This window comes from Clostridium nitrophenolicum, assembly GCF_055391695.1.
In genome coordinates this window covers 3,718,603-3,738,450 of sequence record NZ_AP042469.1, presented here as the reverse complement: position 1 = coordinate 3,738,450, position 19,848 = coordinate 3,718,603, and the positions used below count along the sequence as shown (strand labels likewise).

Below are 19,848 nucleotides of genomic sequence, written 5' to 3'. Positions count from 1 at the left end.
TGGGAGAGATTATAATTGATTGATAAATTTGAAAGCTTACCAGAGGAAAAAAAGAACAGGATATTGGATGCTTGTATTGAAGAGTTCGCTTTAAAGGGATATGATAAAGCATCTACAAATTCTATAGTAAAAAAAGCAGATATTTCTAAAGGTATATTATTTCATTACTTTGGAAATAAGAAAAATCTGTTTCTTTATGTGTTTGACTACTGTATGGATCATTTAATAAATAGATATTATGCAGTGAAAAAAGAAGAGCCAAAGGATATTTTTGAAAGGATTATGTGGATTAGTATAATAAAGATAAAAATAACCCAAGAAGAGCCTCTTAAAAATAGACTGGTCTTTTCAGCAATTTCAAATATGCCAGAGTCATTAAAACAAGAGATTACGGAAAGGTATAATAAATACTATGTAAAGCATATGCCACAATTTTTTGGAGATATAGATATATCAAAATTCAAAAAAGAAATTGATCCTCAAAAGGCTATAGAGCTGATGATGATGTGTATGGATGGTATTTCTAAAAAGTATCTTGAAAAATATAAAAATAGACCTGTAGATGAAGTTTTTAATGATGTAGAGAATATCATTAAAGAGTTTAATGAATATATGGACATTTTAAAATTTGGAATGTATTGTGAGACCTAAGAGAACTAAAATCCCTCTAACCTGCTATAAACAAATTGTATTTGGCAGGCTAGGGGGATTAAATATTGCTGTAAAATAATTGCCTTATATAAATATAAATAATAACTGATTTTGGCGTTAGTAAAAGAAAAAAATAAAATGTTGAAGGAAATGTTGTTTAAATGTGGAATATTATTGTAGGTAAATAATATATAACGTAGAAAGGAGAGAAACATTGATGAAAAAAGTTTTTACTTATATTGTTGCAATGATGTTAATTTTCAGTTTTGCGATAACACCTTGTAAAGCTGAAAGTGCAGTTAAACAAAAATATGTTGATTACAAGGGGGTGAAAATATACACTGAATCTTACAATTATTCTCCAAAAGCAAAAGAGGCAGTTATATTTTTACATGGTTTAGGAGGAAGCTATGCTCACGGTAAGTTTTTATATGATCAAAGCAATCCATATATGACAATAACAATGGATTATTTAGATCATGGTAACAGTGGACATGTTCCTACAATGTCATGGGATAAACACCTAGAGTCAATAAAAGCTGTGCTAGATGCATATGGTATTAAGAAAGCTCACATTGTTGGGCATTCCTTTGGAGCTGATACTGCTATGATGTTTGCAAAAAAATATCCTGAGAGAGTAAAGGACGTTGTATTATTAGATAGAGCATATTATAATTTCAAAGATTATGAAAAATTTAATCTTACAGAAAATGTTTTAACTACTCTTGAATATGATCCTCAGTCTGGATTATCCCATGATGAGTTTTTGCAATACATGGATATGTCATGGAATAATGATATTACTAAAACATGGGATCTAAATAGAGACGTATTACTGCTTGGTGGAAGTGCTAACAACTTTTTAGCTGATCCTGTTACAGGATCTCCATCACTAGCAGGTATTATAGCTATGATTAGGCAAAATCCATCAGAATTTGGAATTGATCCAGAAGCAGCTAAATTACTTCCTGATATGACAGAAGATAATGTTCTAGATATATATAATTTTTTGAGAACAAAAGTTTCTAAATTCGATAGTGTTAACAAGAGATTTAGCTCAATACAAACTTCCTATGCTCATGGAGATATGGTTAGAAATGCAGATGCAATGAATGCTATGAGAGAATATGTAATTGATTATCTAACAAGTGAAAACAAACATATAAATAAACATGAAGAAAAAAACAATAAAAAACAAGAAAAAAATTCAGTATACCAATTCAACTATTTTCACTAAACTTACTAAAATAGAATAAGTAGTGTAATCTTTATTCAAAAAGTATAAACTCATTATAAAAAGATCTCTGTAGATTTACAGGGATTTTTTTATTTATAAACAGATTTCTAAGCATAATATAAATATTTAGTAAAGTAAGCTTTACATTTCTCAAATCTTGGAATATAATAATAATGTAAAGTTAGCTTTACATTATTTTGTGAGGTGATTTTTTAGTGAAAAACGTAATAAGAGAACTCCGAGAAAAAAATGGCTATACACAGGATGAACTTGCTTTAGCAGCAGGGGTATCAAGGCAAACAATAATATCCCTTGAAAAAGGAAAGTATAATCCATCAATACAACTTGCCTTTAAACTTTCCAAAATATTTAATATGCCTATAGAAAATATATTTATTTATGAGGAGGAATAATTATGAAAACTAGTAAATTAGGAACAGACTTCATTGGATTTGTTAGAGCCACAATAATTGGATTAATGGGTGCGGCAATTTATCTATATTCTAGTTATCAAGGAACAACTGGAGAAGGAATGAAATTTGCTAAAGCATTCTCAGTAGCTTTTATAATAATGGGTATTTGTGGGATGATTTTAACTAAATTATTTGAAAAACATCCCATTAAAAGTATTGGAGTAGTAAATAAAGATGATGAAATGCTGAAGCTCATAAGATATAGAGCGGCTTATACTACTTTTGAAATTACTGTGTCTGCTATAATAATTTTTACTATATTAACAGCAGCAGAAGTTATAAAATTAAATATGCCTATATATATAATAGGTATTATATTTGTAGTTACAATGGAAATCATCAATATAATTTTTATAACTATCTATAGCAATAGGATGATGTAAATAATTAGAAAAGAGTGCTTGAAAAGATAGGATTTAAAGTTTATTCTATTATTATATAAGGGAAATATAGGGGGATAGAAATGGATAATATTAAAGAGATAATTAATCAGGCAGGGGAATTTATAGCAGATACCGATTACAATAAGATAAAAGAACTAAAGGGAATTCAAATGTTTGATGCGCCAATTATAGGAATTGCTGCTGCTGACGATCCGTTGTTCTTAAAGTTAAAAGATAAAGAGGCTATAGGTGATGGTCATATGACTCCTCTAGAATGGATGCCGCAGGCAAAAGCAGTTATATCATATTTCCTGCCTTTTACTGAAGCTGTGAGAAAGGCAAATCGTGAAAATAAGGATCTACCAGCAATAGAATGGTTGTATGGCAGAGTTGAGGGAGAAATAGCCAATAAGGAGCTTGCCAAGTTTTTAGTAAAAAAAGTTGCAGACATGGGAGGAGAAGCGATTATCCCAGGATTGGATTCTCGTTTTGTGTCTGGGAACTATAAAAGTAATTGGTCTGAAAGACATGTTGCCTTTATATCAGGGCTAGGTACCTTTGGATTAAGTAAGTCAATAATAACAGAAAAAGGGGCTGCAGGCAGATTAGGAAGCATAATTGTCAGTATACCGTTTGAAGCAACTGAAAGAAAATATGAAGGTGTTTATGATTATTGCAGTCAATGTGGTGTCTGTATTAATAGATGTCCTGCACAAGCAATTGACAAATTAGGGAAAAAACATGAGCCCTGTGAAGATTTTCTTACTAATGTCACTAAGAAGCGTTTTGCACCACGTTATGGCTGTGGAAAATGCCAAACAGCAGTGCCTTGTGAATATAGAATTCCGGTGAGAAGAAAAGAAGGTCATAAAGAATAAGCAGACCGGAACAGAAATTTCTAGAAATAATATAAAAATTGAAGTTTTATGAAAATTAAGAAGGCTTCCCCTAGAATAATAAGGGAAGCTTTCTATTTTATGCCCATTTTTCAGCCCATTTTTGAATTTCGTCCATAGCTTTTTCTAGGTCTCTTCCTTTTTCAGTTAGTTCATATTCAATACGTACTGGCATTTCTGGATAAACCTTACGAGTAATAATACCCTGTTCTTCTAATTCTTTAAACCTTTCTGTAAGCATACGAGCACTAAGGTTAGGTATTATTTCTTGAATATCAGAAAATCTCTTAGCTCCATTTAATAAGGATCGTATGATTAATCCAGTCCACCTTTTCCCTAGTAATTCAAAAGCAGATTCAAACCTAGGACATAAATGAAATTTTTCCATGTATATCAACTCCTATAATTATTTTATCATATTTACTTGACAAAAGTAAGTGACTTATTGTACTATAGTTACATAAAGTAACTAAGTTTTAATAAGTTATTTAATTTCATAAAGTAAATATATATTATTGTCACTTTGTGTAAAAATTATTATTTAGTTTATTCTATGTTTAAGAAGAAGGGTGAAAAGATGTTAAAATTTATAAAAAATATATTTAAAAATGAAAAGGAGAATGTAAAAATGTCAAAAGTATTATACATTACTGCAAATCCAAAGTCTAAGGAATATTCATATAGCTTATCAGTAGGAAGTGCTTTTATAGATGCTTATAAGAATGCTAATCCTAATGATGAAATAGTACCTGTAGATTTATATAAGATGGAGGTTCCGCTAATTGATGAAGTTGTCTTTAGTGCATGGGATAAGTTAGGAAAAGGACTTTCCTTTGAAAATTTAACACCAGAGGAACAAAGTAAGATAGCAACTATGAACGATATATTAGAGCAATTTATATCTGCTGATAAATATATCTTTGTAACACCATTCTGGAATTTTACTGTGCCACCAAAGATGAAAGCTTATATAGATAATATTTGTATTGCAGGCAAGACTTTTAAGTATACTGACAATGGTCCAGTAGGACTTTTAACTGATAAGAAAGCTGTTCATATTCAGGCAAGAGGGGGAGTATACTCTAGTGGACCTGCTGTCGATTTAGAAATGGGAGACAAATATATAAATACAATACTAAACTTTATAGGAATAAATGATAAAGAATCTATTATTGTAGAAGGAGTAAGTGCAATGCCTGATAAGGCAGAGGAAATTAAAGAAAGTGCCGTAGCTAAAGCTAAGGAAGTAGCAGAAAGATTTTAATTAAAAAGATAATTAGCTAATTCTAGGAAAGTTTAAAAATAGTCTGAGGCTTTAGCAGTTGCTAAAGCCTCTATCCATATATCTTATTTAAAATCCTCAGGATTCAAACCATTTATATAATCTAAAACTTCATCCAATGATCTAGAAGTGAATAATGCATCTGTGCCGCCACCATGATAATAAACTGCAAAACAGTCGTTTTTAAAATAGAAAACGTGATAGCTTCTATTACCAACTTGTCTATTACCTAAACTAAGTTCTTCATCTCTAACTATTTCATTTAATATTTTATGACTATTATCTACAGTTACACCTCTAACCCCTTGAAATTGAACAAAACGTGGGTAAAAAACAAATTCTTTCATTGTACTCATCTATCAGTTCCCCCTTTACTTAACTTATGAGTTAATATTAACATGGAATATATAGAAAAACAAATATTAAATAAGACTATTAGCAATATTTTTAATAGTTAAAAAACGTTTACTATACTTTTTTAGTCCATTATAATCCTGTAATGTAATTTTTACGCTTTATAATAATTTATAGAACTACTAATAATTTTTTACATATACAAAATTTAATTATAGTTAACTTATTTATATGATTCTATATTTAAGGGAGGAATGTAAAATGGAGTTTAATTTTTTTAAAGTGGAAACTTTTATACCGGAGGAATATCTAAAAAATTTAAGAAAAAGTCTAAATGATATTGGAGCGCTTACTATAGGTGGGAACTATGATAATTGTATGGCTGTTTCTAAAGTGAGTGGCTCATGGAGACCACTTCAGGGCGCTGATCCTTTTAAAGGTGAGGTTGGAGAAATTTGTTATGCAGAAGAGTGTAAGGTTGAATTTTGCTGTGGCAAAGAAGTATTGATAAAAACAGTGGATACGATAAAAGAAGTTCATCCTTATGAAGTACCTATAATAAATGTTATTCCAATTTTAAATCCATATGAATTATAAAATTATTTTAATCTTTCACTTAATTTTTAAATATAAAGTAAAATAAACAATATTTTAAAATAATGATTACGGCTTAATGTTATATTTAATTTAATAATATATTCATTTTTTCTTGATGACTTGTTTATTATTAATAGTTATAATATAACATATAGAATAAGTTTTATATTTATAGGGTGGTTTAGTGATGGATATTGTAGGAATATTGGACGAAATAAATAAAATAAGTGATGAGGCTAAGGATAAAATTGCTCCTGTAGAAGTACTGAAGAGATTTAATGGAGGAAGGTCTGGAGCAGGAGTATATATGGTTGAATATGGAGCTGACAACAGGGTAGGAATATTAAAGATAACAAGTAGCAATGAAGCAGAAGTATTTCAAAAAGCATATGATCTAGCTGTACAAAATAATATGCATAAATATATTGCTAAACTCATAGCAAACTATGAAATAGAAAGTAAAACACAGTCTACTATACATGCAAATCTATATGATTTAGCAGGTGATGACATATATAAAAGTGAAACATTTTTGGACAAGGTTATTAATGAAGACGATCTTAAAGATAGCATAATTTCAAAAATGACTAAATTTTTGTTCAGTTGGAATAAAGAACATGCAAAGAAGTACATATCACCTAAAGATATAGTTAAAAATGAACTTTCCTATAGATATATGGATACTAAGTACGAGCAGGCTTTTCAATCAATAGGAGTAGATAAATATACAAAGTGGATATCTTTAGATGGGACAGATATATTACTGCCTAACCCATATTACTATTTTAATAATGAAGATGTTTGGAATGGATTAAAAGTAACTTGCCTTATAGCTTGCGCCCATGGAGATTTTCAAGGAGATAATATAATCATTACTGAAAATAAGCCAATTATAATTGATTTCTGTGATTTGATTGAGGAATGTAATGTTTTTCATGATTTAAGATACCTTGAATCTATTACCTTAGGAGATTATCTAGAAATCGATAAAGAATCCAGCAGGGAGTTATGGAGTAAGGTTTGCGAAAGCTTAAGTGAAGGAATTACAGAAGTAGAAATTCCACAAGGAAGAGGAATGAGTTTGCTTAGGCAACTTATGCCTAAGCTTAGAGAAAATGTTAAACTAATTGTTTCAGATAGCAGAAATAGTTTATATAATCCTTCATTTTACTTAGCAGGAGTTGCCTCAGGATTAATTAATTTAAGAAAATATACAGATACAAATAAGAAAAAAGCGGCATTCATATATGCCGCATATAATCTGAAAATGTTTCTTAAGGATGAGGCAGTTAATATGTATAACCCAAAACTAGATTCTTGTATGATTCTAAATTGGAAGGTAGAAAAAATGGAAAATACCTTTGTTGTGCTACAGCCAATTAGTTTAAGAGTTTAAGTATAATAGTGTAGATAAATCTGGCGAAATAAGAGTGTAGATGATTTTAGTTTTTAAAACCATCTACACTCTTAAATTAGATTAAATCACTCAAATTTTCGATATGATCAGCTGGTATAGGCCTACTGAATAGGTATCCCTGAACCATTTCGCAATTTAGGTATTGAAGTATCTGGAACTGATCTTCCCATTCGACACCTTCAGCAATTACGGTTAAGTTCATCTTATGAGCTAGTTGAATTATACCATCTGCTATTTCTTTATCTCCGCTATTTAGATGAATTGAATCAATAAAAGATTTGTCTATCTTAAGGTTATTTATTGGAAGTATTCTTAAATAATTTAAAGACGAATAGCCTGTCCCAAAATCATCTAAAGATATATTAATTCCTAATCTTTTTAATTCATTTAAGATTGTTATATTATAATCCAAGCACTGCATAAGCACACTTTCTGTAATTTCAATTTCTAAAAGCTTTGGTGGAAGATTACTATCAATTAAAGCGCTTTTTACTATATGAATAAATCCTGGGTGCTGAAGTTGAACGATAGAAACATTTACAGCTATGGCCCCTAAATTATAACCAAAGTCGAGCCATTGTTTCGCTTGCTTACAGGCAGCTTTCAGTACCCACTGACCGATTGGCACTATTAAAGAAGTTTCCTCTGCAATAGGAATGAATTCTGTTGGAGAAACAAAGCCGAAATCATTGCTCTTCCATCTTAATAGAGCCTCCATTCCCTTAATTTTTCTTGTTTTACAATCAATTTGAGGCTGATAGTATAATTGAAATTCATTTTTAATTATAGCATCTCTTAATCCTTTTTCAATTTGAGACTTTTTTAGGATTTCGTTAAACATTTCTATGTTATAAAACTCATATCTATTTCGCCCTAAATCCTTTGCTCTGTACATTGCTGTATCCGCATTTTTTAAAATCGAATTAGAATCAAGTCCGTCATTAGGATATAATGAAATTCCTATACTAACTGTTGTAAAAATTTGTTTTCCATCTAGTTCAAAATGATTTCTAAAACTATTTGTTATTTTTTTACAAGTGTTCACAATAGGTTTTTTATTCTCTATATTTTTCATAAGAACTAAAAACTCATCTCCGCCCAATCTATAAAGGGTATTATTCTTATCGATAATAGTTTTTAATCTGTCTGCCACAACTTTAAGCAGTCTATCACCATAGTGGTGCCCTAAGGTATCATTAACTCTTTTAAAGTTATCAAGATCTATAAAAAGAACGGCTCCTTTTTCTCCAGTTTTATTAGAATAATCGATTGCTTTGTCTAATTCGCCTACAAAAGAAATTTTATTAGGAAGAGAAGTTAGGTTATCGTAGTAAGCTAAATGCTTATATCTTTCTTCACTTAATCTCAAAAATTCTTCACTTTCCTGGAGTTCATCATATTGAGCTCTAAGCTCTTCTTCTGTTGCTGTAAGCTCTTCATATACAGCGCTTAATTCTTCGAAATTTTCTTGAAGTTTTCTTTCGCTTTCTTTTCGCTTCTTAATATTTATAAAAAGGATAATTATAAATGTAGATAATATAATAAATATACTAATTACGGACCAAACCAGCTTTTTATAGGTTTCATAAAAAGAAAAATCTTTATTTATTATTGTACTTCCATCTGGGAGCTTGTCTGTATCAATTTTAAAATTTTTTAACTCATTGTAATCAAAGGTATAACTACTTATGCTTTTTGATAATATAGGTATATTTTCTACTTTTTCACCATTTAATATTTTAAGCGCTATTTGTGCAGCAGCTCTACCGTGCTCTATAGAATTAATTACTTTACCACCTAATAGACCATTTCCTAAAGCAAAATCCCAGCATATGTAGTTGGATACATTTATATGTTTGCTAATTAAAGGACCTATATTTTCGTAGTTAATAAATTTTCCCTCATTATTTTTAAGTTGGCCTATATGGAGAACTGCGGTGTTATCATCAAATTTTTTTACAGCTTCATCTAATGTTTCAATGTTTACATCACGATAAAATTGAAAGTTAACATCTAATCTCAGACGTCTTATAATGTCTTTAGTATCTTCTTCATTTAACTTTCCTGTAGATGTGGAATCACAGACTACTATTATATCCTTAATAGTAGGTTGAAGCCTTATTATTGATTTAATAGTTGACTCTATGTCAATTGTCTCAATTATACCAGTATAGTTTTTATGTCCATTTAACATTGATTGGTTAAAATTATTTATCCCACAGAACACAACAGGCGTATTGGGGAATAAACTATCTCCATATTTAACTAGGAAATTTAATGCATCGTTATCTGAACAAATTATGACATCAAACTTAGTATCTGCATATTTTATTTTACATAGATTCTTAAGGCTTTCAATATAGGCGCTGTTATTAACTCTTTTTGTATCCATATAAGTAGTTAGTAAATCAATTTTATCCGCATCATTTAATACAGATCTGATTCCAGAAGAAATATTACTTGTCCATTTAAAATCTTCTGAGTATGAGTGAAGAATTAAAACCTTTTTATGAGATTCTGCTTTTACATAGGTGTTTATATTTAAAACAACATATAGTACAAAACTAATTATTAGGCTAACTCTTTTAACTAAAGTTTTGCTCATAAGTATCGCCCTCCAACTTTGTCTATTTAAACTATTATATTGCTGGTGAAAGTTGATTTATTTGGTATACTATGTATAAAAAGTTGTGTTATATATCTTAATATAACATATTTTTATATTTACATGTTATCATTTGTGTGAAAGTTTGGAAATACAATAATAATACTTCTTTTTTAGTTTGTGATATAATTTTTAGTAGAAGTATAATTTACATGGTAATTTACTTAAACTTAAGAGGAGGTTAAAGTCCTAAATGGACTTTAACGGGTAATTTTGCTAGGTAAAAGTTCTAAATGAACTTTTACGGGTAACTTGTGAGCGGAAGCGAAAATTTTAAGTTACCCAGTTCCCGAAGGGAAACGAGCAAAATTACCCAGTGTTCCGACTAAAAGGAGGAAACATATGAAGAAAAGGTTAGCTATCATAAGTTATAGTACATCAACTGCTGATACCTATAATGAGCAAATTATAAGCTTGTTTTCAGATAATATTATTGTAGATAGATTCTGTATAGATAGTGAATATAGAAAAGAAGGTATACAAGCAGATTTAATATTAATTCCATCTTATAATATATTTAAGCTTATTAAACCTTATATAAATAAGAGAAGTGAGATTGTTATTGCAAACAGAACAATTTTAAAATCTTCCTTGGAAAAAATTATGGCTATCCCAGAGGGTACGCAAGCCTTATTAATGGATGAAAATGTGGATATGGCATCACAAATGGTTTCGGTGATATATCAGTTAGGAGTTAGACATATAGAATTGACGCCTATTTGTCCAAGTATTAATATAGGCATCGAAGAAAAGACTGTAATTGTATTAGGGGAAACAAAATATGTTTCAAACATTTCAAACAAGGTTATAGATATTGGCGGTAGTCTTTTGGATATAAGTACAATAATGAATATTGGAGCAAAGTTAAACTTGATTCATATTTTGCAAAGACAGAATATTAGGAAAAGTTACAAGGAAATTGTAACCACTGATGCTGGATTGTCAACAATAATAGGACAAACAAATCGTTTTGAAAGTGAAATAGATATATTACTTCAGGTATTAGATGATGGTATTATAGGTATTACATCTAAAGGAATAATCACTAATTATAATGAAGGCGCTGAAAATATTATAGGATATAAAAAAAATGATATAATCGGAAAACATGGACTGCATGTGCTGCCGGATATTCCTTTTAAATATGTTTTAGAAAATTTAGAACCTGTCAAAGAAAAACTTATAAGAATAAATGGATATGATATAGTTGTGTCTGTTGATCCTATAATACATTCAAACAAGTTATATGGAGCTGTTGCCATCGTAAAAAAATTCAATGATATAGAAAAGAAACAGCATAAATTAAGGGAACAGCTTATAGGCAAAGGACATCGAGCAAAATATGGATTTGAGGATATACAAGGAGAAAGTGAAGCAATAAAAAGATGTATAGATATCGCAAGGAGAATGGCGAAATCAGAATCCTCCATTTTAATTACAGGTGAAAGTGGGACGGGGAAAGAGCTTTTTGCCCAGGCTATACACAATAATTCGAAAAGAAGAACTTATCAGTTTGTGGCAATAAACTGTGGTGCACTCCCAGAAAGCCTTTTAGAAAGTGAACTTTTTGGATATGAGGAAGGAGCCTTTACAGGAGCGAGGAAAGGAGGAAAACCAGGACTTTTTGAATTAGCTCATAATGGAACATTGTTTCTTGACGAAATTGGAGAAATGCCTCTTAACCTTCAAATGAGGCTTCTGAGGGTTCTTCAAGAGAGAGAAGTTATGAGAATCGGAGGCGATAGACTTATTAATGTAAACATTAGAGTAATTGGAGCAACAAATAGGAACCTAAAAGAAATGGTTAAGGAGGGAGAGTTTAGAGAAGATCTGTACTATAGATTAAGAGTACTTCCGTTGAAACTACCTCCTCTTAGAGATCGCAAAGAAGATATTCTACCGTTAATTGATAAAATTAAAAAACAATTTTACAGTGAATTTGAGCTAACACAGGAAGCAAAAGAAGTTTTATTGGATCATAATTGGAAAGGAAATATTAGAGAACTTAAAAACTACGTAGAGTATTTTGCTAATCTTGGATTAAAACAGATAGATGTAATAGATCTTCCCTTCGATAATGAGGAAGATGTAAATGATAATATTTTAACTTTAAATGAAAAAAGTATATTAGATGAGTTTTGGGAAAGCTCAGAAGAAAAGATAGAAAAGTACTTATTTATTCTAGAAGAATTAGAAAAAAGCTATATTAATAAAAGTAGACTTGGAAGAAGAACCTTATATAAAATTGCAATGGAACATAACGTTTTTTTAAGTGAGCAGGAAATAAGAAGTATATTAATTAATCTTGAGAAGTTCTCGATGGCAAAGGTTTTTGTAGGAAGAGGTGGAAGTTCAATAACGGATTTTGGTAGAAAAATTATTAAATATTTAAAGGGAAAGTATTAGAATATATATAGATATCTGACCAAGATATCTATATATAATTTATATTTTAATCTTTTCTAGAGATTGCACAACTTGCAAGTCTGATGTTTCGCTGTCTTTTGTAGTTATACATTTTTACATCTGCAGCTATTACTAAATGATCATATATAATAGAATCTGCAGGAAAATTAGCAATACCATAGCTAAAACTACATATTACATTTTGTCCATCAAAATTTAAGGGATTATTTTTGAGATAATCAATCAGTTCTTCAAATTTTTTAGTTAAAATTTCATCATTTGTATTAAAAAATATCCCTATAAACTCATCTCCGCCGTATCTTGCTAAAATATCTGGAGAGCTAAATTGATTACTTAAATTTTTTGTAAATAATTTAATATATTCATCGCCTGCTATATGACCATAGTTATCATTAACATACTTTAATTTATTTAAATCAAAAATTACAAGATTAAATTCTTTATTATTGTTACTAATATTTTGAAAAGCTTTGTTAAACATTTCTTCAAAGTAGTTTCTATTATATAAATTAGTTAATTTATCGTATTTAGATAAATAAATCGTTTCTTTATATAGATTATGTTTGTTAATTGCTATTTCAATTTGACTTTTCATGTATTGTAGAATTTGAGCATCTTCCTCAGTAAATGCATTGATACGATTACTATCTATATTTAGCATACCATATAGCTTTTGATTAATTATGATAGGTGTGCTGATGCAGGACTTAATGGACCATTGTTTTAATTCTTCAGTTATAGCAGTAGTATCAGCCCCTGGAAGCTTGGAAACATCGTTGATGATAATGGTGCCCTTAATATTACCATTAGTTTTAAGCCAGTGGAATGAATGATTCAACTGAAGATTAAAATTTTTAGCTTTAACTAGATCATATCCTTTAGATGCCCCAATTTCAAGCATTTCATTATCTTTTAATATTAATATACTGCCATACTCTGCTTCATCTATAATCGATAATGCTTTTTCTAATATTAAGTCAAATAGATGGTTAATATTATCTAATCCTAGTATAGATTGATTTATTTCAAGCATAGCTTCATTAATTTTTAGAAGCCTGCTTATTTTATTTTCATTCTTCTTCAAATCTGTAAAATCTATCATAATGCCTACAAGTCCGTCGACCTCATTGTTTTCTGAACCTATTGTTGCTTTTCTAAAGTGTATATCATGTAATTTACCATCGGAATATTTTACTTTTGATTCGTATGTCTGCATACCTCTAGTTTTCATTAGAGCTATATCTGCTTCGTGGTAGACTTTAGAATATTCACCTTGGTTAAGATCATAAGCGGTATGATTTAATATTTCTTCTCTAGTTAAACCTAAGCATTTCTCGAACTCGCTGTTAAATTCTATATATACACCGTCAGCATTTTTACAAAATACTGGATCAGGAATTGTATCAAGAACTAGCCGAAGAAAATTTAAATTGTTTTGTAAGCTTTTCTTATTTTCATTTAGTTCAGCTTCAATTTTCTTACGCTTTGAAATATTTGTAACTAATAAAGTTATTATTATAAAAAATATTATCGGCATAACATAATGGCAAATAATTAGACCACGATAGTGGTCTCTCTGTATTTCATTAATAAATTGAAAAAATATCCCCAAAAAATCTTTCATAGTATCATCCTTTAAATTTATTAGAATTCATAAAAGAATAAAATTATATCTATATAAAGATTATAAAATTAATTGCAGAAAAATTACATAGTTTTCAACATTTTTTAATATATATAAATCGAGTTTTTTATACAAAAATAAATATAAAGCTTATAGGAGTCTTCAAAGTAAATTATGCAAACGGGGTAAATGGTATCGGATTTTTGAACCATTTACCCCGTTTGTTTATATTTTTTTTATAATAATGTAGAAAAATAAAGGATTTAGGAATATTGTAATTACTGGCATAATATTTGCTAAATACAGAATTGAAGGTAATTTTAGAAAAATTCTATAATAGAGGAGTGAAATAATGTACAAAGTATTAGCTATTAATCCAGGTTCTACGTCTACTAAAATAGCTCTTTATGAAGAAACAAAAGAACTATTTAAGAAAAATATAGAGCACTCTAATGAAGAGTTAGCAAAATACAAAAACATAACAGAACAATATGAGATGAGATATGAAGCTATAATGAAGTCTCTAAAAGAAATGAATTTCGATGTTAAAGAATTATCTGCTGTTGTTGGGAGAGGTGGATTATTACCTCCAGTAAAATCAGGAGCATATAGAGTAAATGATTCTATGGTAGATAGACTAGCTAATAGACCTTTAGTGGAGCATGCTGCAAATTTAGGTGCAATAATAGCAAATGAAATATCTAAACCATTAAATATACCTGCATTTATTTATGATTCAGTGGCCGTAGATGAGCTAGAAGATATTGCAAGAATAACAGGAATAGCTGATGTAAAAAGAGACTGCTTCTCTCATGCATTAAATATGAGAGCTGTGGCAATAAAGGTAGCACAAAAATTAGGTAAAGCTTATGAAGACTGTAATCTAATTGTTGCTCATCTAGGTGGAGGAATATCTATCAGTGTTCACACCAAAGGCAAGATGGTTGATATTGTTGGTGATGATGAAGGATCATTCTCACCTGAAAGAGCTGGAAGAATATCTTGTAAACGTTTGATGCAAATGTGTTATAGTACTGACAAAAATGTAATGAAAAAGAAAATGAGAGGGGAAGGCGGATTAGTTTCTAATTTAGGTACTAATAGTGCTTTAGAAGTTGAAAAGAAAATTGAAAGTGGCGATGAAAATGCCAAATTAGTTTATGAAGCTATGGCATATCAAATAGCTAAAGGAATTGGGGAACTTGCAACTGTGGTAGATGGGGAAGTAGATGCAGTAATAATTACAGGTGGTATTGCATACTCAAAGATGATGACTGGTTGGATAAAGAAAAGAGTACAATTTATTGCTCCAGTGGAAATTGTTCCTGGAGAAAATGAATTAGAGGCATTAGCTTTTGGGGCTCTTAGAGTGTTAAAGGGTGAAGAAAAGGCACATGAATATAATTTAGGATAGGGGGATAAGATCATGGGGAAAAGCTTATTTAAAAATGAAGTATCTTATGTAAAGCCATATGTTCCTGGTAAGCCAATTGAAGAGCTAAAGAGAGAATTGGGCATAGAGGAAATTGAGAAATTAGCATCAAATGAAAATCCCTTAGGACCATCTCCTAAGGCTATAGAAGCTATAAGAAGAGAAGCGGCAAATATACATATCTATCCTGAGGCAAACTCAACAGAACTTAAAATTAAGCTATCAGAAAAGTATGCGCTGCCTGTTGAAAATATTGTTATAGGTAATGGCGGAGAAGAACTTTTAAAGATGATAGCAGAAACCTTTATAAATCCTGGTGATGAAGCAATAATGGCTAATCCTAGCTTTGATAAATACTCTTCAGAAGTATGTTTTATGGGAGGAGTTGCAGTTAAAATTCCTCTAAAGAGTTATAAGCATGATTTTGAAACTTTTGTAGAAAGAATAAATGAAAAAACAAAATTAATATTTGTATGTAATCCTAATAATCCTACAGGAAATATAATGCCTAAAGAAGACTTAGATTATTTAGTGAAAAATACACCTGAAGATGTAGTAATTGTATTAGATGAAGCCTATTATGACTATGCAATAAAGAACCCAGAATATCCAGAAAGCTTGGATATATTAAAACAAAGACCAAATACTATCATTCTAAGGACTTTCTCTAAAGTGGCAGGAATTGCAGCAGTTAGAGTAGGGTATTTGTTGACAACAAAAGAGATTGCTGATGCAATGAATAAAATAAAATTAACCTTTAGCGTAAATAGGCTTGCGCAAGCAGCAGCTATTGCAGCACTAGAAGATCAAGAACATCTTGATAAAACTGTTGAATTAAACTACAAATCACTAGGGTTAATGGAAAAATATTTTCAAGAAAAGAATTTTGAGTATATAAAACCTAATGCAAATTTCGTTTTTGTTAATGTAAATGAAGATTCGAGAATAGTGTTCCAAGGTCTACTCAAAAAAGGAATAATTATAAGGCCAGGATACCTATGGGGATGGGACAGCTGGCTTAGAGTAAGTACAGGAACAATGGAACAAACAGAAAAGTTTATAAAGAGATTAGATGAAGTGTTAAAGGAAATTTAGAAAATAAGAGAAAATGAACAATTCTAGCATAGGCTAGAGGTTTAAAAAATAATGTGAAGAATACGAGGAGGATATAGCTTGAAAAAAGGAGATATAGTATGGACTTTAGTCTTAGCAGCATTAATAGCAATACTAGTAGTGCCTACCACTCATGATGTATTTATGAAGTTTACAACTGCGCATCCTTATGCAGGAGGGTTTATAAAGTTTAGCATACTTGCAACAATGGGCGAACTTTTAGCAATAAGAATTGTAGCAGGAGGTTGGATTATTCCTAAGGGAGTAATTTATAGAGCTGCTATCTGGGGATTTTTAGGTATGGCTATCGTATTGATATTTGATATGTTTGCATCAGGTGTTATGGCAGCATTGTCTAAAGGTCTTCTTCCAGGAAAAGGTTCCAAGTTTGCTTTTGCATTCTTCACTAGTGCCATAATGAATGTAACCTTTGCGCCAACAATGATGGCATTCCACAGAATAACTGATACCTTCATAGATTCAAAGTATGAAGGAAGCAGTACAAATATTGGCGATGTTGTTAGAAAGATTGATTGGGCGGGATTTGTATCCTTTGTTATATTAAAGACTGTTCCGATTTTCTGGATACCAGCACATACAATAACTTTTTTATTACCACCTGAATATAGAGTTTTGGTTGCCGCAATGTTATCAATGGCATTAGGGTTAATATTAGCCTTTGCAAAAAAGAAAGCACAAAAGACTCAATTAAATGAAGTAACCAATTAATATGATAGGTTTTAGAAAGAGGAGGAATATAAATGAAAAAGCTTATGACAGGTAATGAGGCAATTGCTAGGGGTTTTTATGAAGCTGGAGGAACAATAGCTGCAGCTTACCCAGGAACACCATCAACTGAAATATTAGAAAATATGGCAGAGTATAAAGAGGTTTATTCAGAATGGGCTCCAAATGAGAAAGTAGCGTTAGAAGTAGCTATAGGAGCTTCCATAGCAGGAGCAAGATCTCTTGCTGCAATGAAACACGTTGGAGTAAATGTAGCAGCAGATCCTATAATGACATATGGATACACTGGAGTAAATGGTGGGCTTGTATTAATATCTGCAGATGACCCAGGTATGCATTCATCACAAAACGAACAAGATAACAGATATTATGCTAAATTTGGTAAAATTGCTATGATTGAGCCAAGTGACAGTCAAGAATCTAAGGATTTTATAAAAGAAGCATTAGAAATATCAGAAAAATTTGATACACCAGTTCTTTATAGAGTTACAACAAGAGTATGCCACTCAAAAACTCTTGTGGAACTTGGAGAAAGACAAGCATTTGAAATCAAACCATATGTAAAAAATATAGCTAAATTTGTTGCAACTCCTGCAAATGGTAAAAAGCTTCATGTAGTTGTTGAAGATAAATTAAAGAAGTTAGAAGAATTCAGTAATAACACTCCTTTAAATAGAGTAGAATATGGAGATAAAAAGATAGGTATTGTAACTTCAGGTATATCTTATCAATATGCTAAAGAAGTATTTGGTGATAAGGCTTCATACTTAAAGTTAGGTTTTACCCATCCACTTCCATTTGCAAAGATAGAAGAGTTTGCAAAAGAAGTTGAAACTTTATATGTAATTGAAGAGTTAGAGCCATATATAGAAGAGCAATTAAAAGCAAGGGGAATAGCTTGTATAGGAAAAGAAAAAATTTCAAATATAGGAGAGCTAAATCCTGATATAATTGCAAATGCTCTATTAGGCACAGAGTGTGAAGCTAAAACTGAAGCAGCAAGCTCAGTAGAAGCTTTAAAAGATGAAGTTATAGGAAGACCACCTACATTATGTGCAGGATGCCCTCACAGAGGTTTATTCTATACATTATCTAAGAAAAAGAACATAATGATTACAGGCGATATAGGATGCTATACATTAGGTTCATCAGAGCCTTTAAATGCAATGGATACTTGTATTTGTATGGGAGCATCTATAAGCTCAGGACATGGAGCTCAAAAAGCTTTCGACGTAAATGGAGTAGACAAGAAAGTAGTAAGTGTAATAGGAGACTCAACTTTCTTCCATTCAGGACTTTTAAGCTTAATAGATGTAGTATATAACAGAGGAAACTCAGTTACTATTATACTAGATAATAGAATAACTGGAATGACAGGACATCAACAAAATCCAGGAACTGGTTATACATTAGCAGAAGAAAAGACTGAAGCTATTGATATAGAAAATCTTTGTAAGGCTATTGGCGTAAAGAATTTAAAAGTTGTAAACCCATTAAACTTAAAAGAAACAGATGAGGCTGTAAGCGCTGCGTTGACAGCAACAGAACCTACAGTAATTATTACAAAGTGGCCATGTGTTCTTAAAAAGTTTACTGAAGAAGATAAAAAACAATTTGATTTAAGTTCAAAAACTTATAGTGTAAATGAAGAAAAGTGTAAAAAGTGCAAAATGTGTACAAAAACAGGGTGTCCAGCGATAGCTATGAAAGAATACTCAAGCATAGATCCAACTATGTGTGTAGGATGTTCTGTATGCGCACAAGTTTGTCCGTTTGGTGCAATAGAAAGGGTTGGTGAATAATAATGAGTGAAGTAAAAAACGTTCTTTTAGTAGGAGTTGGAGGACAAGGTATTATTCTAGCTTCAAAGATACTTTCTAGTGGGTTAATAGATGCCGGCTATGATGTTAAAATGTCAGAAGTTCATGGAATGGCTCAAAGAGGAGGAAGTGTTACAACACAGGTTAGATATGGTGAAAAAGTCTACTCTCCTATAATAGGCTTAGGCCAAGCAGATTTAATAGTGGCTTTTGAAAGAATAGAAGCGTTAAGATGGATAGATTACCTAAAACCAAATGGAAAGATAGTAATAAATGATTACTCAATTCCTTCAGCTACTGTACTTTCAGGAAAAGAAAAATATCCTGAAAATGTTATTGATAAAGTAAAAGGAGCATTTGAAAATGTAACTGTTATAAATGCTGCTGAAGAAGCTTTAAAATTAGGAAATATAAAAGCACAAAATATAGTTATGCTAGGTGGACTATTAAAAGCTTTAAATGTTGAAAATGTTGACTGGATTAAAGCTGTAAAAGAAAATGTAAAAGAAAAATTTGTTGATTTAAATGTGTCTGCACTTGAAAAAGGAATGGCACTATAGAAATACTGATGATTTGAACTTAAATAAGGCAATGGAAAAGCTCCATTGTCTTATTTTTTCAACTATCTTTGACTCGTTATTTATTTTCATATGTCTAAGAATAAAGCAACACCTAGATACTAGGCTAACATATTAGTGCGGTAAATTGACAACAAAATTCGAAAAATTTA

18 protein-coding genes are annotated in these 19,848 nt (G+C 30.6%); 14 read left to right on the top strand and 4 right to left on the bottom strand.

Annotated elements, in window-relative coordinates; translation table 11 throughout:
- Positions 1–15: 15 nt before the first annotated feature.
- The 5 genes from ACZ5N4_RS17790 (at position 16) to ACZ5N4_RS17770 (ending at position 3,622) form a co-directional block, all read left to right on the top strand.
- Entirely contained in the window at positions 16–651 is a 636-nt protein-coding gene (locus ACZ5N4_RS17790) for a TetR/AcrR family transcriptional regulator (protein WP_464203839.1), read from the top strand.
- 217 nt (positions 652–868) lie between these two features.
- Positions 869–1,888 (top strand): alpha/beta fold hydrolase, encoded by a 1,020-nt coding sequence (locus ACZ5N4_RS17785; RefSeq protein ID WP_464203838.1) that lies wholly within the window; start codon positions 869–871, stop codon positions 1,886–1,888.
- Between the two features lie 215 nt (positions 1,889–2,103).
- A complete protein-coding gene (locus tag ACZ5N4_RS17780) occupies positions 2,104–2,301 on the top strand; it encodes a helix-turn-helix transcriptional regulator (RefSeq protein WP_211141776.1) in 198 nt (65 codons plus the stop codon).
- A 2-nt stretch (positions 2,302–2,303) separates the two neighbouring features.
- A complete protein-coding gene (locus ACZ5N4_RS17775; RefSeq protein ID WP_464203837.1) occupies positions 2,304–2,744 on the top strand; it encodes a hypothetical protein in 441 nt (146 codons plus the stop codon).
- Between the two features lie 80 nt (positions 2,745–2,824).
- Complete coding sequence (locus ACZ5N4_RS17770) at positions 2,825–3,622, top strand: 4Fe-4S binding protein (RefSeq protein WP_464203836.1); 798 nt, start codon at positions 2,825–2,827, stop codon at positions 3,620–3,622.
- Between the two features lie 97 nt (positions 3,623–3,719).
- On the opposite strand, the gene ACZ5N4_RS17765 is transcribed toward ACZ5N4_RS17770, so the two are convergent.
- Positions 3,720–4,028 (bottom strand): winged helix-turn-helix transcriptional regulator, encoded by a 309-nt coding sequence (locus ACZ5N4_RS17765; RefSeq protein WP_464203835.1) that lies wholly within the window; start codon positions 4,026–4,028, stop codon positions 3,720–3,722.
- A 189-nt stretch (positions 4,029–4,217) separates the two neighbouring features.
- Here ACZ5N4_RS17765 and ACZ5N4_RS17760 point away from each other — a divergent pair, with 189 nt between their 5' ends.
- Positions 4,218–4,904, top strand: coding sequence for an FMN-dependent NADH-azoreductase (locus tag ACZ5N4_RS17760; RefSeq protein WP_464203834.1), 687 nt, complete (start codon positions 4,218–4,220; stop codon positions 4,902–4,904).
- Positions 4,905–4,987: 83 nt separating this feature from the next.
- Here ACZ5N4_RS17760 and ACZ5N4_RS17755 read toward each other — a convergent pair whose 3' ends face one another.
- Positions 4,988–5,278: a hypothetical protein gene (locus ACZ5N4_RS17755; protein WP_211141772.1), complete on the bottom strand. Its 291-nt coding sequence runs from the start codon at positions 5,276–5,278 to the stop codon at positions 4,988–4,990.
- Positions 5,279–5,537: 259 nt separating this feature from the next.
- On the opposite strand from ACZ5N4_RS17755, the gene ACZ5N4_RS17750 reads away from it, so the two are divergent.
- Both ACZ5N4_RS17750 and ACZ5N4_RS17745 read left to right on the top strand, forming a co-directional pair.
- Positions 5,538–5,873: a cytochrome C biogenesis protein gene (locus tag ACZ5N4_RS17750; RefSeq protein ID WP_464203833.1), complete on the top strand. Its 336-nt coding sequence runs from the start codon at positions 5,538–5,540 to the stop codon at positions 5,871–5,873.
- A gap of 187 nt (positions 5,874–6,060) precedes the next feature.
- Positions 6,061–7,269 carry a hypothetical protein gene (locus ACZ5N4_RS17745; RefSeq protein ID WP_464203832.1) on the top strand — a complete coding sequence of 403 codons (1,209 nt, stop codon included), beginning with the start codon at positions 6,061–6,063 and terminating at the stop codon, positions 7,267–7,269.
- Between the two features lie 76 nt (positions 7,270–7,345).
- Here the strand turns inward: ACZ5N4_RS17745 and ACZ5N4_RS17740 are convergent, their stop codons facing one another.
- Positions 7,346–9,895: an ABC transporter substrate binding protein gene (locus tag ACZ5N4_RS17740; RefSeq protein WP_464203831.1), complete on the bottom strand. Its 2,550-nt coding sequence runs from the start codon at positions 9,893–9,895 to the stop codon at positions 7,346–7,348.
- Positions 9,896–10,297: 402 nt separating this feature from the next.
- Between ACZ5N4_RS17740 and ACZ5N4_RS17735 the strand changes: the two genes are divergently transcribed.
- On the top strand, positions 10,298–12,361 hold the full coding sequence (locus tag ACZ5N4_RS17735) for a sigma-54 interaction domain-containing protein (protein WP_464203830.1): 2,064 nt from the start codon (positions 10,298–10,300) through the stop codon (positions 12,359–12,361).
- Between the two features lie 46 nt (positions 12,362–12,407).
- Here ACZ5N4_RS17735 and ACZ5N4_RS17730 read toward each other — a convergent pair whose 3' ends face one another.
- Complete coding sequence (locus ACZ5N4_RS17730) at positions 12,408–14,006, bottom strand: sensor domain-containing diguanylate cyclase (RefSeq protein ID WP_464203829.1); 1,599 nt, start codon at positions 14,004–14,006, stop codon at positions 12,408–12,410.
- 352 nt (positions 14,007–14,358) lie between these two features.
- Here ACZ5N4_RS17730 and buk point away from each other — a divergent pair, with 352 nt between their 5' ends.
- From buk to ACZ5N4_RS17705, 5 genes are all read left to right on the top strand, one after another.
- Positions 14,359–15,420, top strand: coding sequence for a butyrate kinase (buk, locus tag ACZ5N4_RS17725; RefSeq protein ID WP_464203828.1), 1,062 nt, complete (start codon positions 14,359–14,361; stop codon positions 15,418–15,420).
- 12 nt (positions 15,421–15,432) lie between these two features.
- Positions 15,433–16,533, top strand: a complete 1,101-nt coding sequence (gene hisC / locus ACZ5N4_RS17720; protein WP_464203827.1) for a histidinol-phosphate transaminase — start codon at positions 15,433–15,435, stop codon at positions 16,531–16,533.
- A gap of 78 nt (positions 16,534–16,611) precedes the next feature.
- A complete protein-coding gene (locus ACZ5N4_RS17715) occupies positions 16,612–17,280 on the top strand; it encodes a hypothetical protein (protein WP_464203826.1) in 669 nt (222 codons plus the stop codon).
- A 32-nt stretch (positions 17,281–17,312) separates the two neighbouring features.
- Positions 17,313–19,100, top strand: coding sequence for an indolepyruvate ferredoxin oxidoreductase subunit alpha (gene iorA, locus ACZ5N4_RS17710; protein WP_464203825.1), 1,788 nt, complete (start codon positions 17,313–17,315; stop codon positions 19,098–19,100).
- Between the two features lie 2 nt (positions 19,101–19,102).
- Positions 19,103–19,678, top strand: coding sequence for an indolepyruvate oxidoreductase subunit beta (locus ACZ5N4_RS17705; protein ID WP_464203824.1), 576 nt, complete (start codon positions 19,103–19,105; stop codon positions 19,676–19,678).
- Positions 19,679–19,848: the final 170 nt, after the last annotated feature.

Bases quoted from the DNA above. Each gene is read 5' to 3' on its own strand.
- ACZ5N4_RS17785 (WP_464203838.1), top strand. From the start codon at position 869: ATGAAAAAAGTTTTTACTTATATTGTTGCAATGATGTTAATTTTCAGT.
- ACZ5N4_RS17775 (WP_464203837.1), top strand. From the start codon at position 2,304: ATGAAAACTAGTAAATTAGGAACAGACTTCATTGGATTTGTTAGAGCC.
- ACZ5N4_RS17770 (WP_464203836.1), top strand. From the start codon at position 2,825: ATGGATAATATTAAAGAGATAATTAATCAGGCAGGGGAATTTATAGCA.
- ACZ5N4_RS17765 (WP_464203835.1), bottom strand. From the start codon at position 4,028: ATGGAAAAATTTCATTTATGTCCTAGGTTTGAATCTGCTTTTGAATTA.
- ACZ5N4_RS17760 (WP_464203834.1), top strand. From the start codon at position 4,218: ATGTTAAAATTTATAAAAAATATATTTAAAAATGAAAAGGAGAATGTA.
- ACZ5N4_RS17755 (WP_211141772.1), bottom strand. From the start codon at position 5,278: ATGAGTACAATGAAAGAATTTGTTTTTTACCCACGTTTTGTTCAATTT.
- ACZ5N4_RS17750 (WP_464203833.1), top strand. From the start codon at position 5,538: ATGGAGTTTAATTTTTTTAAAGTGGAAACTTTTATACCGGAGGAATAT.
- ACZ5N4_RS17745 (WP_464203832.1), top strand. From the start codon at position 6,061: ATGGATATTGTAGGAATATTGGACGAAATAAATAAAATAAGTGATGAG.
- ACZ5N4_RS17740 (WP_464203831.1), bottom strand. From the start codon at position 9,895: ATGAGCAAAACTTTAGTTAAAAGAGTTAGCCTAATAATTAGTTTTGTA.
- ACZ5N4_RS17735 (WP_464203830.1), top strand. From the start codon at position 10,298: ATGAAGAAAAGGTTAGCTATCATAAGTTATAGTACATCAACTGCTGAT.
- ACZ5N4_RS17730 (WP_464203829.1), bottom strand. From the start codon at position 14,006: ATGAAAGATTTTTTGGGGATATTTTTTCAATTTATTAATGAAATACAG.
- buk (WP_464203828.1), top strand. From the start codon at position 14,359: ATGTACAAAGTATTAGCTATTAATCCAGGTTCTACGTCTACTAAAATA.
- hisC (WP_464203827.1), top strand. From the start codon at position 15,433: ATGGGGAAAAGCTTATTTAAAAATGAAGTATCTTATGTAAAGCCATAT.
- iorA (WP_464203825.1), top strand. From the start codon at position 17,313: ATGAAAAAGCTTATGACAGGTAATGAGGCAATTGCTAGGGGTTTTTAT.
- ACZ5N4_RS17705 (WP_464203824.1), top strand. From the start codon at position 19,103: ATGAGTGAAGTAAAAAACGTTCTTTTAGTAGGAGTTGGAGGACAAGGT.